Origin of the sequence: Nonomuraea sp. NPDC049758 (genome assembly GCF_040674635.1) — a bacterium.
Lineage (GTDB): Bacteria > Actinomycetota > Actinomycetes > Streptosporangiales > Streptosporangiaceae > Nonomuraea.
Genome location: NZ_JBFAMZ010000001.1, coordinates 18,564 through 32,563 on the forward strand (window position 1 = coordinate 18,564; position 14,000 = coordinate 32,563).

The 14,000-nt window shown below is 72.1% G+C and carries 11 protein-coding genes; 6 read left to right on the plus strand and 5 right to left on the minus strand.

Going from position 1 to position 14,000, the window contains the following annotated elements; all coding sequences use genetic code 11:
• Nucleotides 1–206 precede the first annotated feature (206 nt).
• Both AB0J46_RS00065 and AB0J46_RS00070 read right to left on the minus strand, forming a co-directional pair.
• Nucleotides 207–2,036 (minus strand): M14 family zinc carboxypeptidase, encoded by a 1,830-nt coding sequence (locus AB0J46_RS00065; RefSeq protein ID WP_364324280.1) that lies wholly within the window; start codon nucleotides 2,034–2,036, stop codon nucleotides 207–209.
• A gap of 72 nt (nucleotides 2,037–2,108) precedes the next feature.
• On the minus strand, nucleotides 2,109–2,801 hold the full coding sequence (locus AB0J46_RS00070; RefSeq protein ID WP_364324283.1) for a nitroreductase family protein: 693 nt from the start codon (nucleotides 2,799–2,801) through the stop codon (nucleotides 2,109–2,111).
• Between the two features lie 94 nt (nucleotides 2,802–2,895).
• Between AB0J46_RS00070 and AB0J46_RS00075 the strand changes: the two genes are divergently transcribed.
• The 4 genes from AB0J46_RS00075 to AB0J46_RS00090 are packed head-to-tail and all read left to right on the plus strand — an operon-like array spanning nucleotide 2,896 to nucleotide 6,695.
• A complete protein-coding gene (locus AB0J46_RS00075) occupies nucleotides 2,896–3,372 on the plus strand; it encodes an Lrp/AsnC family transcriptional regulator (protein WP_364324286.1) in 477 nt (158 codons plus the stop codon).
• Between the two features lie 40 nt (nucleotides 3,373–3,412).
• The gene (locus AB0J46_RS00080; RefSeq protein WP_364324289.1) at nucleotides 3,413–4,324 is read left to right on the plus strand and encodes an ATP-binding cassette domain-containing protein; all 912 of its coding nucleotides are present in this window, start codon (nucleotides 3,413–3,415) and stop codon (nucleotides 4,322–4,324) included.
• Complete coding sequence (locus AB0J46_RS00085) at nucleotides 4,321–5,082, plus strand: ABC transporter permease (RefSeq protein WP_352350427.1); 762 nt, start codon at nucleotides 4,321–4,323, stop codon at nucleotides 5,080–5,082. The genes AB0J46_RS00080 and AB0J46_RS00085 overlap by 4 nt, the downstream gene beginning before the upstream one ends.
• On the plus strand, nucleotides 5,079–6,695 hold the full coding sequence (locus tag AB0J46_RS00090; RefSeq protein WP_364324292.1) for a CocE/NonD family hydrolase: 1,617 nt from the start codon (nucleotides 5,079–5,081) through the stop codon (nucleotides 6,693–6,695). Before AB0J46_RS00085 ends, AB0J46_RS00090 begins: the two co-directional genes overlap by 4 nt.
• On the opposite strand, the gene AB0J46_RS00095 is transcribed toward AB0J46_RS00090, so the two are convergent.
• Complete coding sequence (locus AB0J46_RS00095) at nucleotides 6,668–9,871, minus strand: BTAD domain-containing putative transcriptional regulator (protein ID WP_364324295.1); 3,204 nt, start codon at nucleotides 9,869–9,871, stop codon at nucleotides 6,668–6,670. The two genes, AB0J46_RS00090 and AB0J46_RS00095, sit on opposite strands and share 28 nt — an antisense overlap.
• Nucleotides 9,872–10,020: 149 nt before the next feature.
• Between AB0J46_RS00095 and AB0J46_RS00100 the strand changes: the two genes are divergently transcribed.
• Nucleotides 10,021–10,959 carry a hypothetical protein gene (locus AB0J46_RS00100; RefSeq protein ID WP_364324298.1) on the plus strand — a complete coding sequence of 313 codons (939 nt, stop codon included), beginning with the start codon at nucleotides 10,021–10,023 and terminating at the stop codon, nucleotides 10,957–10,959.
• Between the two features lie 225 nt (nucleotides 10,960–11,184).
• On the opposite strand, the gene AB0J46_RS00105 is transcribed toward AB0J46_RS00100, so the two are convergent.
• Together AB0J46_RS00105 and AB0J46_RS00110 are read right to left on the minus strand one after the other, a co-directional pair.
• The gene (locus tag AB0J46_RS00105) at nucleotides 11,185–11,793 is read right to left on the minus strand and encodes a hypothetical protein (protein WP_364326120.1); all 609 of its coding nucleotides are present in this window, start codon (nucleotides 11,791–11,793) and stop codon (nucleotides 11,185–11,187) included.
• 14 nt (nucleotides 11,794–11,807) lie between these two features.
• A complete protein-coding gene (locus AB0J46_RS00110) occupies nucleotides 11,808–13,199 on the minus strand; it encodes a selenium-binding protein SBP56-related protein (protein ID WP_364324301.1) in 1,392 nt (463 codons plus the stop codon).
• Nucleotides 13,200–13,305: 106 nt separating this feature from the next.
• Here AB0J46_RS00110 and leuE point away from each other — a divergent pair, with 106 nt between their 5' ends.
• Nucleotides 13,306–13,959: a leucine efflux protein LeuE gene (gene leuE, locus AB0J46_RS00115; RefSeq protein ID WP_364324304.1), complete on the plus strand. Its 654-nt coding sequence runs from the start codon at nucleotides 13,306–13,308 to the stop codon at nucleotides 13,957–13,959.
• Nucleotides 13,960–14,000: the final 41 nt, after the last annotated feature.

The following is a 14,000-nucleotide window of genomic DNA, read 5'->3' on the forward strand; positions in this document are numbered from 1 at the left end:
TCATGCGGGCGGCGAGCGAGTCATGGGCCATCCGATCCATGATTTCTTTTAGGAAAGTTTCCTAAGAGTTGTCGCGATCGTAGCCTTGACACCCTGTGCTTACAAGACCCAATCACGTGACGGCCCGTGACGTGCCGAAACGCGGCGGCAACGGCGGCGCCCCCTCGCCCGGACCGGGGTCCGGACGAGAGGGCGCGGTGGTCGGGTCAGGGCTGCTGGGTGATCTTGACGTCGTCCACGCCCGCCTCCACCAGGGAGGCCCCGGAGGCGTCGGCCGCGTCGATGAGGACGCGGACCGTCTGGCCCGCGTAGGCGGTCAGGTCGGCCGTCGCCACGGCCCAGGCGCCGTCGCGGTTGGTGGCCGCGCCGGCCTGCTGGAACACGGTGGTCGTGGTGCCGCCGACCACGCGGACCCGGAAGTAGTCCGCGCTGGAGGCGTTCGAGCCGTGCGCCAGGTACCACGACAGCGACAGGCTCAGCGTGCCCGTCGAGGGCAGCGTGATCGGCGGCGACTGGATCGAGCTGACGCCGCCGTCGAGGTCGTAGTCACCGGCCGCGGCGCCCGCCAGGCGGCCGGTCACCAGGTCGTTCGTGCCGCTGACCGTGGTGCCGAGCTGCTTGGCGCCCGAGGAGGTGGTCGCCTCGGGGTCACCGCGCTCCCACGCGCCCGTGGTGGCGGTGTCGGTGCCGGACGGGTTCGCCGTCCAGCCGGTCGCCGTCTCGAACGTGTCGGACCAGACCGTCACCGGCGGCGTGCCGGTGCCGCAGTACTGCGACTCCTTGCCGATGATCCGGTAGACGCAGTCGGAGTACTCCAGGAAGCGCAGCACGGCCTCCTTGTTGCGGGTGGTCTGCGGGACGATCTGCTCGTCCGGCGGGTAGAAGCCGGGGCTCGCGCCGACCGGGTACATCTCGAACGTGAAACTGAAGATCTTGTACTGGCCCCACATCCAGTCGTCGATCGTGCCGTCGGTGATGTAGAGGTCGCTGGACTGCTCGGGCGTGTAGCCGTTGGTGCCGGCCATGTTCTGGCCGAGGGTGGCGTGGGCGTCCCGGTCGTCCTGGGTCAGGCCGGGGGCGGTGTCGTTGTAGGTGTAGCCGTAGGGCCACAGGACCAGCTCGCTGTAGGTGTGCCAGTCGAGGTTCGTCCTGATCTGCTGCACGCCGCCGACGACCCGGCTGCGCACCCAGTCGGCCGCCGCCTTGACCTCGGGTGCCGACTCGGCGCTCGCGCCGCGGTAGGTCTCGCTGGAGGTCGAGCCCGAGGAGCCGCCGCAGCAGCCCCACTGGTAGGCCCAGTTGCGGTTGAGGTCGGTGCCCACCGCCGAGGAGCCGGAGTTCGGCTGCCGGTTCTTGCGCCAGGAACGGTAGGTGCCGCTGGCGATGTCGTACTCGCCGCCGTCCGGGTTGAGGTCCGGCATGATCCAGATCTCACGGGTGTTGACCAGGTTCGTGATCCTGGCGTCGGTGCCGTAGTTGTCGGCCAGCAGGTGCATGATGTACAGCGCCATCTCGACCGTCAGGTGCTCACGGGCGTGCTGGTGGGCGGTGAACAGCACCTCGGGCTCGGCCTCGTCCGTGCCCACGTTGTCGCTGATCTTGACCAGGCGCATCGGCCGGCCCTCGTACGAGGTGCCGAACGTGCTCTGGCTCATGATCCCCGGATGGGCCGCGACCATGGTGTTGATCTCCGCCGTCATCTCCGCGTAGTTGTGGTAGCCGGAGTCCGACGGCGGGAAGTCGAACGTCCCGACGGCGTCCGGCGGCGCCGGGCGCGGGGCCTCCGTCACCCGGTAGCCGAGCCGCCTGATGGCCGCGATCTCGGCTCCCGTGGCGGTGACCAGCACCGAGTCCGCCTGCACGTCCTCAATGGCGGCGCCCGTCGCCGCCACGGCGCTGCGCTGCCGCGCGTCGGCCGGGCCGGAGACCCGGTACTGCTTGTTCGCCGGTGGTTCCGCGCCGGCCCCGGCGCCGGTCATGCCGGTCAGGCTGACCATGCCCAGGACCGCCAGCAGGATGAGTAATCGGCGTTTCACCTCGTCCTCCTCGCCCGCGCGGGACTGGGGGTTTGACCCGCGCCTGAACTGAGAGTGAAGACGATGGGTGCCCTAGGAAAGGCCCAATTTTCCGTCGAACCGGACCAGGGCCTCTTCCAGCGGTTTCCTGGCGAGGTCAGGCACCTCGGCGTCGGGGGCGGCGTACCCGACGGGGAACAGGATGTAGGGCCGCTCGTTGGCCGGGCGTCCGCAGATCTCCCTGAGGAAGGCCATCGGATTGGGGGTGTGGGTGAGCGTGGACAGTCCCATGGCGTGCAGGGCGGTGATGAACAGGCCGCAGGCGATGCCCACGCTCTCGTTGACGTAGTAGTGCTTGACCTTGCGGCCGCCGGGGCGCACGCCGTACTTCTCGGCGAAGCACACCACCAGCCACGGCACGACCTCCAGGTAGCCCTTGTCGGAGGTCGTCTCCAGCGGGGCCAGCGCCTCGCGCCACTCCTGCGGCAGCCTGCCGCCCTCGTAGTTGCGGCGTTCCTCCTCCTCGGCTGCCTCGCGGATGCGCCGCTTGACCTCCGGGTCGCCGATCACCACGAACTTCCACGGCTGCTGGTGCGCGCCAGACGGCGCGGTGTTGGCCGCCCGCACGGCCAGCTCGACGCACCGGTACGGCACCGGCTCGTCGCTGAAGAACCGCACGCTGCGCCGCCGGTCGGCCAGCGCGTGGAACTCCTCCCCGCGCTTGATCATCTCGTCGGCGTCGTAACGTTCGGGCCGGTAGGGGACGAACGGAAACTGGTGCTCCATAAGATCCGCAGTCTCGGGACGACCGGCGGGTCTGACAACACCGCGCGCCGTATGCTGCCGATCTGACAGCCGAATCGGCTTTTGGGAGGCGAATATGCCGGCACGTCGCCGCGGGCTCGACGATCTGGACCTGCGCGTCCTGCGCCTGGTCGCCGACCGGCCGCGCAGCGGGCTGCTGGAGATCGCCCGGCTGCTCGGGGTGGCGCGGGGGACCGTACAGGCCAGGCTGGACCGGATGGCCGCGGACGGCGTGATCGTCGACTACGGCCCGAACCTGTCCTCCGCCGCGCTCGGCTACCCGGTGCAGGCGTTCACCACCCTGGAGGTCGAGCAGGCCGCCCGCGAGCACATCTCCAGAACCCTGGAGTCCATCCCCGAGCTGCTCGAAGCCTGCATCGTGACCGGTCCTGGCGACGTCTGGTGCCGCGTCGCGGGCCGCGACAACGAGCACGTCCAGCAGGTGATCGACCGGATGCTGACGATCCCCGGCGTGCGCCGGAGCACCACCGTCATCGCGCTGTCGACCGTCGTGCCGCACCGGGTGCTGCCGCTGGCGGCGGCTGACAGGTAGGTGCCAGGCCGCTGCCAGCGCCCGCCGCGACCGTAGGGGCATGACATACGCGATCGAAGCGGAAGGGCTCGTCAAGCGGTACGGCGACAAGACCGCGCTGGACGGCGTCGGCCTGCGGGTCAGGACCGGCACCGTGCTCGGCGTGCTCGGCCCCAACGGCGCGGGCAAGACCACCGCCGTCCGCATCCTGGCCACCCTCGCCGCCCCCGACGCCGGCCATGCCACGGTCGGCGGGCACGACGTCGTCACGCAGGCCCGCCGGGTCCGCGAGCTGATCGGCCTGACCGGCCAGTACGCCTCGGTCGACGAGAAGCTGACCGGCACCCAGAACCTCGTGCTCGTCGGCCGCCTGCTCGGCCTGTCCAGGGCGGCCGCCAGGGCCAGGGCCGCCGAGCTGCTGGCCAGGTTCGGCCTGGAGGAGGCAGCGGGCCGGGCGGCGGCCGGCTACTCGGGCGGCATGCGCCGCCGGCTGGACCTGGCGGTCAGCCTGGTCAGCCGGCCCCGGATCCTGTTTCTCGACGAGCCGACGACCGGCCTCGACCCGCGGGCCCGCGGCGACCTGTGGGACGTGGTCAGGGAGCTGGTCGCGGACGGGGTGACGGTCCTGCTGACCACCCAGTACCTGGAGGAGGCCGACCAGCTCGCCGACGACCTGCTGGTCGTCGACCGCGGCCGGGTGGCGGCGAGCGGCACGCCGGCCGAGCTCAAGTCGCTGGCCGGCGGCCACCGGCTGGACGTCCGGCCGCTGCACGCCGCCGACCTGGAGAAGGCCGGCTCGATCCTCGGCGCCACGGCCGTGGACGGGCTGCTCAGCGTGCCCGTGCACGACCTGGCCGCCCCGCCCGACCTGCTCAGGCGGCTGGACGACGCCGGGATCGTGCTGGCCGAGCACGCCCTGCGCCTGCCCTCCCTCGACGACGTCTTCCGCACACTCACCGGAGCAAGCTCATGACCACCGCGCTCTCCCAAGGGCTGACGCTCGCCTGGCGCAGCCTGATCCCGCTGAAGAACAACCCCGGCCAGCTCGCCGGGCTGCTGCTCCAGCCCGTCTTCATGATCGTCATCTTCGTCTACCTGTTCGGCGGGGCGGCCGGCGGCGACCGGGCGGGCGCGGTGTCGTACATGCTGCCCGGCGTGCTCGTCCAGGTCGCGCTGATGGCGACGATCACGACGGGCATGAACCTGGCCACCGACATCGGCAACGGCGTGTTCGACCGGTTCAGGACCATGCCGATCGCCAGGTCGGCGCCGCTGGCCGGGCGCATCATGGCCGACCTGCTGACCCTGTTGATCACCATCGCCATGTCGCTGGCCGTGGGGTACGCCGTCGGCTTCCGCGTGCGAACCGATCCGCTGAGCGCGCTGGCCGGGATCGGCCTGGTGCTGCTCATGGTGACGGCACTGAGCTGGGGGTCGGCCTGGATCGGGCTGGTGGCCAAGTCGGTCGCCTCGATGCAGGGCATCGCCACCGCCGTGCTGCTGCCGCTCACGTTCGGCAGCAGCGCCTTCATTCCCGCCACCGACCTGCCGGGCTGGCTGACCTGGTGGATGGGCGTCAACCCGGTCTCGCACCTGGCCGGCGCGCTGCGCGGGCTGCTGGTGGGCGGCCTGGCGGCGTCCGACGTGTGGATCACGCTCGGCTGGGCCGCCGCGCTGCTCGCCCTCTTCGCCCCCTTCGCCCTTCGGGCCTACAACAGGAAAGTGCGATGATCGAGACCACCGAGACCATGACCACCCGCGACGGCGTCGAACTCGTGGCGACGCTCTGGCGTCCCGAGGGCGACGCGCCCCGGCCCGTCCTGCTGAGCCGCACCCCCTACGGCAGGGCCGCGCCGAGCGCCGGGCACCACCTCGACGTCGAGCGCCTGGTGGCGGCCGGATACGCCGTGTGCCTCCAGGACGTCCGCGGCACCGGGTCCTCCCAGGGCGAGTTCCGCTTTCTGAGGGGCGAGGCCGCCGACGGCCACGACGCGGTCCGCTGGGCGGCCACGCGCCCCTGGTCCGACGGGAACGTCGGCATGTACGGCGACTCCTACCTGGCGATCACCCAGCTCCTGGCCGCCCAGGAACGTCCCGAGGGCCTGCGGGCCATCGCGCCCCACGTCTCGCCCCTCGGCCTGTACGAATGCGTCCACCAGCCGGGCGGTGTGCCCAACCTCGACGTCTTCCTCACCGTGAGCGTGGTCGTCCTGGCCGTGCGGGAGCTGGACCGCCGGATCGCGGCCGGGCTCGCCACGGCGCGGGACAGGGAGGCGTACCTGGAGGCGATCGGCATGCCGGACCGGATCGCCGAGACCCTCCAGGAGCTGTCCGAACGCCTTCCGCCGAGCGACCAGCCGCTGCTGGCCGAGCTCGTGCCCTTCTACGCCACCTGCATGGACACCGCCGACCCGGCCGACCCGCTGTGGCGCGAGGCCGGCGTGGACCACGCCGCGATCGAGGTGCCCGCGCTGGTCAGCACCGGCTGGTACGACTACTTCAGCACCGGCTCGATCGAGCACTACCTGCGCCTGCGGGGGCCGCGCCGGCTGATCGTCGGGCCGTGGAGCCACATCAGCCACGACCGGGACATCTGCGGCCGCGACTACGGCGACCGCGCGAGCCAGGACGCCGTGGACTGGACGGGCATCCACCTGGACTGGTTCGGCCACTGGCTGCGCGGCGCGCCCGCCCGGGACACGACGCCGGTGAAGATCTTCGTGATGGGGGCCGACGAGTGGCGGGACGAGGAGTCCTGGCCGCTCACGCGGGCCCGGCCGGTGCCGTACCACCTGGGCGCCGGCGGCACGCTCACCCGCGAGCCGGCGGCGGGCGGCGGCGCCTTCACCGCCGACCCCGCGACGGACACCCGCGCCTTCACCGCCGACCCCGCGGATCCCGTGCCGACGGTGGGCGGGGCGGTCATGACGTTCGACGCCTTCGGCCCGCTCGACCAGCGCCCGCTGGACGGCCGCGACGACGTCCTGCGGCACCGGACGGAACCGCTGGCCGCCGCCGTCGAGGTGAGCGGGCACGTCGAGCTGGTCGCGCTGGTCTCCTCGACCGCGCCCAGCGCCGACGTGACCGCCAAGCTGATCGACGTGCACCCCGACGGCCGCGCCGAGCTGCTGATCGACGGCGTGGCCAGGGTCACCGGCCTGACGCCGGGCGAGCCGGCCGAGGTCAGGGTGCCCATCGGCTGGATCTCGAACCTCTTCCGCCCCGGGCACCGGATCAGGATCGACGTGGCCGGCTCCAACTTCCCGCGGTTCGCCAGGAACCCGGACAAGGGCACGACCACGCTGCACGCGCCCTCCTACGTGGTGCTGCCGACCATCGCGTAGAGCTCGTCCAGCGGCAGGGCGGCGCCCTCGGCGAAACGGCGGTCGAAGAGCTCGTCGCCGAGTGCCCTCCTGGCCGCCGCGTGTCCCTCCGTGGTGTCGGGCGAGATGTCCTGGGGGACGACCGCCGACGCCCCGCCGAACAGCACCGCCGCCCGTTCCTGGTCGCCCGCGGCCTGCGCCGCCAGCGCGAACCCGGCCAGCGTCATCGACAGCAGCGGCCGGTCCGGGCTGTCGTCGCCGAGGACGTCGAGTGCCTGGCGGTGCCGGGCCAGCGCGGCGTCCAGGTCGCCGGCGCGGGCCAGCGCCCGGCCGTAGGAGGTCAGGTACACCGCCGTGATCTGCGGCACCCGGGGAGCCGCGGCCACGACGCCGTCCATGTCCCGGTAGATCGCCAGGCTGCCGGCCAGGTCGCCGCGCCGCTCCTCGTACGCGGCCTCGCCCAGGCCGAGCAGCACCAGCGTCCACGGCGACGTCTCCTCGCCCACCCGGGACCTGGCCATGGCGAGGTCGGCGCCCGCGCCGTCCAGGTCGTCGACCCGCAGGCGGAGCTGGGCGAGCCGGATCAGGGTGGAGATCGACTCGTCGTCGCTGATCCATTCGCTGGTCAGCGACCTGGTCTCGGCGATCAGGTCGTCGGTGCCCGCGCCGCGCTCGGCCCGCAGGTCGGCCAGGGTCAGCAGCGCCTCGCTCAGCCCCCAGCGGTCGCCGAGCCGCCGGAACCCCTCGACCGCCCGTTCCAGCTCCCGCTCCCGCTCTCCCCCCGACCGCATCCGGCCGCCGATCATCAGGGCGGCGGACGACAACCACAGGTCGTCGCTGCCGGCGTAGTCGCCGATCAGCGCGGCCGCCCGCTCGTCCTGCCCGGCCGCCGCGGCCATGACGACCCTGCTGATCAGCAGCAGCGGGTGCACCGGCCCCTCCCGGACCGCCCGCTCCACCAGCTCCTCCATCCGGGCCGACAGCTCCAGCATGGCCGCGCGGTCGTTGCTGATCGTCCCGAACACGTCGACGCCGTAGGCGAACATGCAGGACGTGTACGCATCCGCGAGCCCCGGCGGCGGCGTGTCCCCGGCCAGGTCGAGCGCCTGCCTGGCCCAGGCCGCGCTCTCGCGGCGGTAGCCGCACATCCACCAGTACCAGTTGAGCGCCCCGCACAGCCGCAGCGCGGGCCCGGCGTCCCGCCGGTCGATCAGCCAGCGCAGCGCCGCCGCGAAGTCGTCGCGTTCCGCCGCCAGCCGTTCGATCCACTCCACCTGGGTGGCGGTGCGCAGCTCGGGCACCGCGCGTTCGGCCAGGTCGAGCAGGTGGCGGGCGTGCCGGTCGCGGTACTCGGCGGTCTCGTCCGCCTCGGCCAGGCGTTCCAGGGCGTAGGCGCGGATGGTCTCCAGCATCGAGTAGCGGCCTTCGGGCGACAGGCGCACCAGGGACTTGTCGGCCAGCGCGCCGAGGACGTCGGCCGTGCCGCCGCACACCTCCTCGACGGCCTCCAGGGACGCGCCGCCGGCGAACACGCCGAACCGCCTGGCCAGCACGCGTTCCCGCTCGTCGAGCAGGTCCCAGCTCCACTCCACGACCGCCCGCAGCGTCTGCTGGCGCGGCAGCGCGGTACGGCTGCCGCCGTCGAGCAGCCTGAACCTGTCGTCCAGCCGGTCGGCGAGCTGGCGCGGGGTCATCGTGCGCAGCCGGGCGGCGGCCAGCTCGATGGCCAGCGGCATGCCGTCGAGCCTGCGGCAGAGCGCGACCACGGCCGCCGCGTTGCCCTCGTCCACGGCGAACGACGGCCGGGCCGCCGCCGCCCGGTCGACCAGCAGCCGCACCGACGGGTAGGCCGCCGCCTCGGCGGGCCCGGCGCCCGCCGGCGGCGGTTCGAGCGGCGGTAGGGGCAGCAGCCGCTCGCCCGGCACGTTGAGCGGCTCCCTGCTGGTGGCCAGCACGCGCAGCTCGGGGCACTCGTCGAGCAGCCGCTCGACCAGCACGGCCGCGGCCGTCACCACGTGCTCGCAGTTGTCCAGCACGACGAGCGCGGGCCGCTCGCCCAGCGCCTCGGCGACCTGCTCGACCACGTCCTTGGCCGCCTCGGGCGGGCGGTAGCCGGGGCGGTCGTCGCGCAGGCCGAGCGCGTCGAGCACGGCTCCGGGCACACCGGCCGGGTCGCTGACCGAACCCAGCTCCACCATCCACGCCACGACCGCCCGCCGGCCGCCGGGCTCGCCTGCCGTCCGAGGTGTGGAGGGTTCGGCGGCCAGCCGGAGGCCCGCTGTGGTGTGGGGTGCGGCGCCGGGTTCGGTGGCGGCTTCGGTGCGGGGTTCGGTGGACAGTTGGAGGGCGGCCTCGGTCGCCAGTCTGGTCTTGCCGGCGCCGCCGGGTCCCACGAGCGTGACGAGCCGGTCGTGGCGGAGCAGGCCGGTGAGCCGTCCGAGCTCGGCCTCGCGGCCGATGAAGCTGGTGCGCGGCCTGCGTACGTTGCCCTTCGGCCGGCTCCTCGGCCACGTGACCGCAGGCGGCTCCGCCGACAGCACGGCCAGGTGCGCGGCCCGCAGCTCGGCGCCGGGATCGACGCCCAGTTCGTCGGCCAGCCGGTGGCGGGTGCGGTCGAACAGCTCCAGCGCCTCGGCCTGCCGTCCGGACGCGGCCAGCCCGCGCACGGCCAGCCCGACCAGCCGCTCGCGCAACGGGTGCGCCGTCACCTCGGCGGCAAGCTCGACCGGCCGCCCGGCCGCCAGCAGGCGCTCGGCCCTGGCCTCGACCGCCGCCAGCCGCTCCTGCTCCAGCGCGGTAGCCGCGTCCGCCAGGTACGGGACCGACGTGAGATCCGCCAGCGCCGCCCCGCGCCACAACGCCAGCGCCCGGTCCGCGTCCTCGCCCGCCAGCCGCCGGAACGCCAGCGCGTCCACCTGCTCAGTGGGGAGTGCGAGGGCGTACCCGCCGGGACGGCTGTCGATCACCTCGTCCGGCCTGAGCGCCGCCCGCAGCCGTCTGACCAGCGTCTGCAGCGCGTTGGCCGCGTTGGCGGGCGGCTCCTGCGGCCAGAGCACGTCGATCAGCCGCTCCGCCGTGACCGTACGGCCCGCTTCGAGCGCCAGCACGGCCAGCAGCGCCCGCAGCCGGAGACCGCCGACCACGACCGCTCCCCCGTCGCCCTCGACCTCCAACGGCCCCAGGATGGATATCCGCACCCACCACATCCTGCCCTGCCTGCGCACATGCTCCGGTAGAGATCTTTCTCCCGCCCGTTTCCTCCCAGGGATGAACTCTTTCCACCTCCACGCGCCTGCCGTCCGTTTTTCGCGGACACAGAGCGTCATCGACCGCTAACGTTCCGCCCGTGATCTCCACCCAGCACGAGGCGCTGCACCGCGTCTTCCGTGACAATCCAGAGCTCTGCACGAGCGTCTTCAAGGTGCTCGACATCCCCTTCCCGTCACCGACCGAGGTCGCGGTGGTGGACACCGACCTGACCGAGATCAAGCCGATCGAGCGGCGCGCCGACACGATCATGATGTTCACGTCCCTGGAAGGACAGCACGCGGTCATCACCGAGTCGCAGTCCAAGCCCGACGACCGCAAGACCGCCGCCTGGGCGCACTACATCAGCCACGTCCACGTCAAGTTCGGCTGCCCCGTGACGCTGCTGGTGATCTGTCAGGACGAGGCGACCGCCGGCTGGGCCGCCCTTCCGAAGACGATCGGCCTGCCGGACTGGCCGACGCTGTCCATCCGCGCGGTCGTCGTGGGCCCGCACAACATCCCCGTGATCGACGACCTCGCCGAGGCGGTGAACGACGTTGTGCTCACCATGTTCTCGGCGCTGACCCACGCCCGTTCCAAGGAGGTCGCTGCCATACTGGAAGTCCTGGCAGACGCCTTGGACACCACCGACACGACCAGCGCGGGACACATCGCCGAACAAACCGAAGTAGGCCTCGGAAACACCGACGCCCGACGAATCTGGAGAGACCTGATGGCGACCAAGACCTACCGCTACCAGTCCGAGTACGCCCAGCTGCTGCGCGCCGAAGGCGAAGCCAAGGGCAGAGCCGAGGGCAAGGCCGAGGGCAAGGCCGAGGGTGAAGCAGTCGGCGAAGCCAAAGCGCTGCTGCGGATGCTCGACCGTCGTGGTGTAGTGGTCCCCGACGTCGTGCGTGAGCGCATCCTCTCCTGCACCGACACCACCGTCATCGACACCTGGATCGACAGGGCCGTCCACGCCACCAGCCTCTCCGACATCTTCGGGATTGACGACGAGCAACCGGAACAGGGCTGACCGGCGGCCATGACCTACCGCTACCGATCCGAGTACGCACAGATGTTGCGCGACGAAGCGACGGCGGCGGCCATGGCCAGGGTGCTGCTGTGGTTGCTGGGCACGCGAGGCGTGGAGGTGTCCGATGACGTGCGGGAGCGTGTCACCGCCTGCGCGGACATCGCCGTCCTCGAAGCCTGGATCGGCCGGGCCGTTCACGCCGACCGGCTCTGCGAGGTGTTCCGGTCAGGCCTGGAGGAGGGTGAGGAGGCCGGCGGCGATCAGGGCGGCGGCCCACATGCGGTCCACGTTGAACCAGGCGCGGCGCAGGATCGTCAGGCCGAGCACCTCGTAGACCACCAGGGCCACGACGCCGGCCACCACGAACATGGCCAGCGTGTGCAGGGCCGCCACCGCCAGTCCTCCTGAGACGGCGTGCCCCGGGTGGCCCTCCGTGCGCAGCCCGGTGAGTACGGGCAGCAGCATGAGCCCGGCGCCGTGGGCCGACGACATCAGGAACGACCAGCCGGCGAGCTGGGCGAGCGACAGGCGCATGCCCACCCACCGGAAGTGGCGGCTGGACAGCAGCCGCCACAGCCCGAACGCCACCAGCACCAGCCCGCCCGCCACCGGCAGCGCCGCGCCCGTCACCAGGGAGCCGGTGACGGCCACGACCAGGGCGACCAGGGCCACCGACGCCAGGTGGCCCAGGGCGATCACGGGGATCGACTGGAGCAGCAGGTCGCGGCTGCGCTCCTGCAGGCCGCGGGCCACCGCGAAGAGCCAGCCCATGGCCGGGTTCAGGCCGTGGAAGGCCCCGAGCAGCAGGACCGTCGCGGTGCTCATGGCGGGCATGGTGGCGGGCATGGTCACGGGTAGCAGTAGGAGTCGGAGGAGGCGTCGCCGCCCTGGAGGCGTACCTGGTGGGGGCGCAGGCCGCGGAAGGCGTCGCCGTGGGGGAAGAAGGCGGTGTCGAAGGTGAAGGAGTCGGCGTCGACCTTGGCGAGCCAGGCTCCGACGCCCTCGGGGTAGAACTGGTCGTCCCAGGAGCCGTACAGGGAGTTGGTGAGGTAGACGCGGCGGCCGTCGCGGCTCACCTCGACCATCTGGGGGCCGCCGCGCAGCGGGAGTCCGGGCTCGGCGGGGTGCGGGGTGCGCCGGGTGATGCCGCCGATCCGCAGAGATCCCAGCTCGACCGGCTTGTACGGGTCCGACACGTCGTACTGCTTCAGCTCCCCGGTGCCCCAGCACGAGACGTACAGGCGCTGGTCGTCCACGGCGAGGGCGATGTCGGTGACCAGCGGCGGCACGGCGGCGAACGGCTGCAGCACGGGCGGCAGCAGGGCGGGGTCGGCCGGTTCCGCGGGGATGGTGATGACCTTCCGCGCCTGCCAGCGGCCGTCCTCGTGGAACCACAGCCAGACGGAGGCCGACAGGTCCTCGACGCTGGTGACCACGCCGACGAAGCCGTACAGGCGGGTGGGGTCGTGGGCGGGGCGCAGTTCCAGCGGCATCTGGTGCTGGTCGCCCAGGTCCACCTCCTGGACGTGCCGGCGCTTGCGCAGGTCCCAGAAGTGCAGCTTGTGGCCGTACTTGCGGCCGAGCAGCAGCTCGCCGACCACGCCGTCCTCGATCATGGACGGCGTGCCCCACTCCGAGGTGATCAGCACGTCGTGGTTGATGTGCCACCAGAAGTCGTAGGCGAGGTACTGCGGCCCGCGGTCCAGCTCCCACCGGCCGAGCACCTCGAAGGAGGTGTGGTCGAGCACGGCGATGCCGCCGGGGCCCTCGGCGCCGTCCGCGCCGCCGAGCGCCGAGACGTACAGGCCCTCGGGGCCGCAGTGGACGGTGTGCGGGCGGGAGTAGCCCGCCCGCCTGGCCAGCGACTCGGCGTCGATCACCTTGACCAGCTCGGGGCTGATCCGGTCCTTGGTGTCGTAGATGTGGATGCGCGAGGAGCGCAGGCCGGGCACGACCAGGTAGCGCCGCTCGACGTGCGGGTGCGGCGCGTTGGGGCACAGGGCGCTGCTGCAGGCGTTCCAGCCGAAGTGGTGCAGCTCGTCGCCGGTGCCGGGCAGGTCGGTCCAGCCGATGACGGTGCCGTAGGCCGGGGAGGCGGGGTCGGTGTCGAGCACGGCCAGCGCGTCCGGACGGTTCGCCGACCGGTCGAAGGCGGCGACGTAGGCCAGCTTCTCCACGGGGGCCTCGACGGCGTCGCGCGGGGAGGGGTAGAACGTGGGGTCGGGGGTCCAGAGAGCCATGACTCCAGATATTCACGAGTATCCCTACTGGGTCAATAGGCATCAGCGCCGCAATGCGCAGCCACCGACCGACTGAATCGGCACATATCACGCGATACCGTTAAGCGTGTTCTTCGGTATCACGGACATCTGGACCTACGTCGTCGGCGCGTTCTTCATCGTGCTGCTCCCCGGCCCGAACTCCCTGTACGTCCTCAGCTTCGCCGCCCAGCACGGCGTCCGGCAGGGCTACCGGGCGGCGGCGGGCGTGTTCCTCGGCGACACCGTCCTGATGGTGCTCGCCGCCGCCGGGGCCGCGTCCCTGCTGCGCGCGACGCCCGTGCTGTTCACCATCGTCAAGTACGCCGGTGCCGCCTACCTGGCCTGGATGGGCTTCCAGATGATCCGCGGCGCGGTACGGGCCTGGCGGGCCCGTCCGGCGGCGGCGGACGAGTCCGGGGCGGCCCCCGTGCGGCAGGCCAGGCCGTTCCGCAAGGCGCTGACGATCAGCCTGCTGAACCCGAAGGCGATCCTGTTCTTCCTGTCGTTCTTCATCCCGTTCGTGGACCCCGGGTACAGCGCCCCCTGGTTGTCGTTCCTCATCCTGGGCGCGGTGATCCAGATCTTCAGCGTGCTCTACCTCACCACGCTGATCTTCTCCGGCACGTTCCTGGCCGGCCAGTTCCGCCGGCACAGGAAGCTGAGCGCGGGCCTGACCTCGGGCGTCGGCGCGTTGTTCCTCGGGTTCGGCGCCAAGCTCGCCACGGCGTCACTCGGCTGAAAGCCGGGTTCAAGGGTGAGCTGGTTTCGTATGGAACAGAT

Coding starts and splice junctions, on each gene's coding strand:
- AB0J46_RS00110 (WP_364324301.1), bottom strand. CDS start 13,199: ATGGCTCTCTGGACCCCCGACCCCACGTTCTACCCCTCCCCGCGCGAC.
- AB0J46_RS00090 (WP_364324292.1), top strand. CDS start 5,079: ATGATCGAGACCACCGAGACCATGACCACCCGCGACGGCGTCGAACTC.
- AB0J46_RS00070 (WP_364324283.1), bottom strand. CDS start 2,801: ATGGAGCACCAGTTTCCGTTCGTCCCCTACCGGCCCGAACGTTACGAC.
- AB0J46_RS00080 (WP_364324289.1), top strand. CDS start 3,413: ATGACATACGCGATCGAAGCGGAAGGGCTCGTCAAGCGGTACGGCGAC.
- AB0J46_RS00085 (WP_352350427.1), top strand. CDS start 4,321: ATGACCACCGCGCTCTCCCAAGGGCTGACGCTCGCCTGGCGCAGCCTG.
- AB0J46_RS00105 (WP_364326120.1), bottom strand. CDS start 11,793: ATGCCCGCCATGAGCACCGCGACGGTCCTGCTGCTCGGGGCCTTCCAC.
- AB0J46_RS00075 (WP_364324286.1), top strand. CDS start 2,896: ATGCCGGCACGTCGCCGCGGGCTCGACGATCTGGACCTGCGCGTCCTG.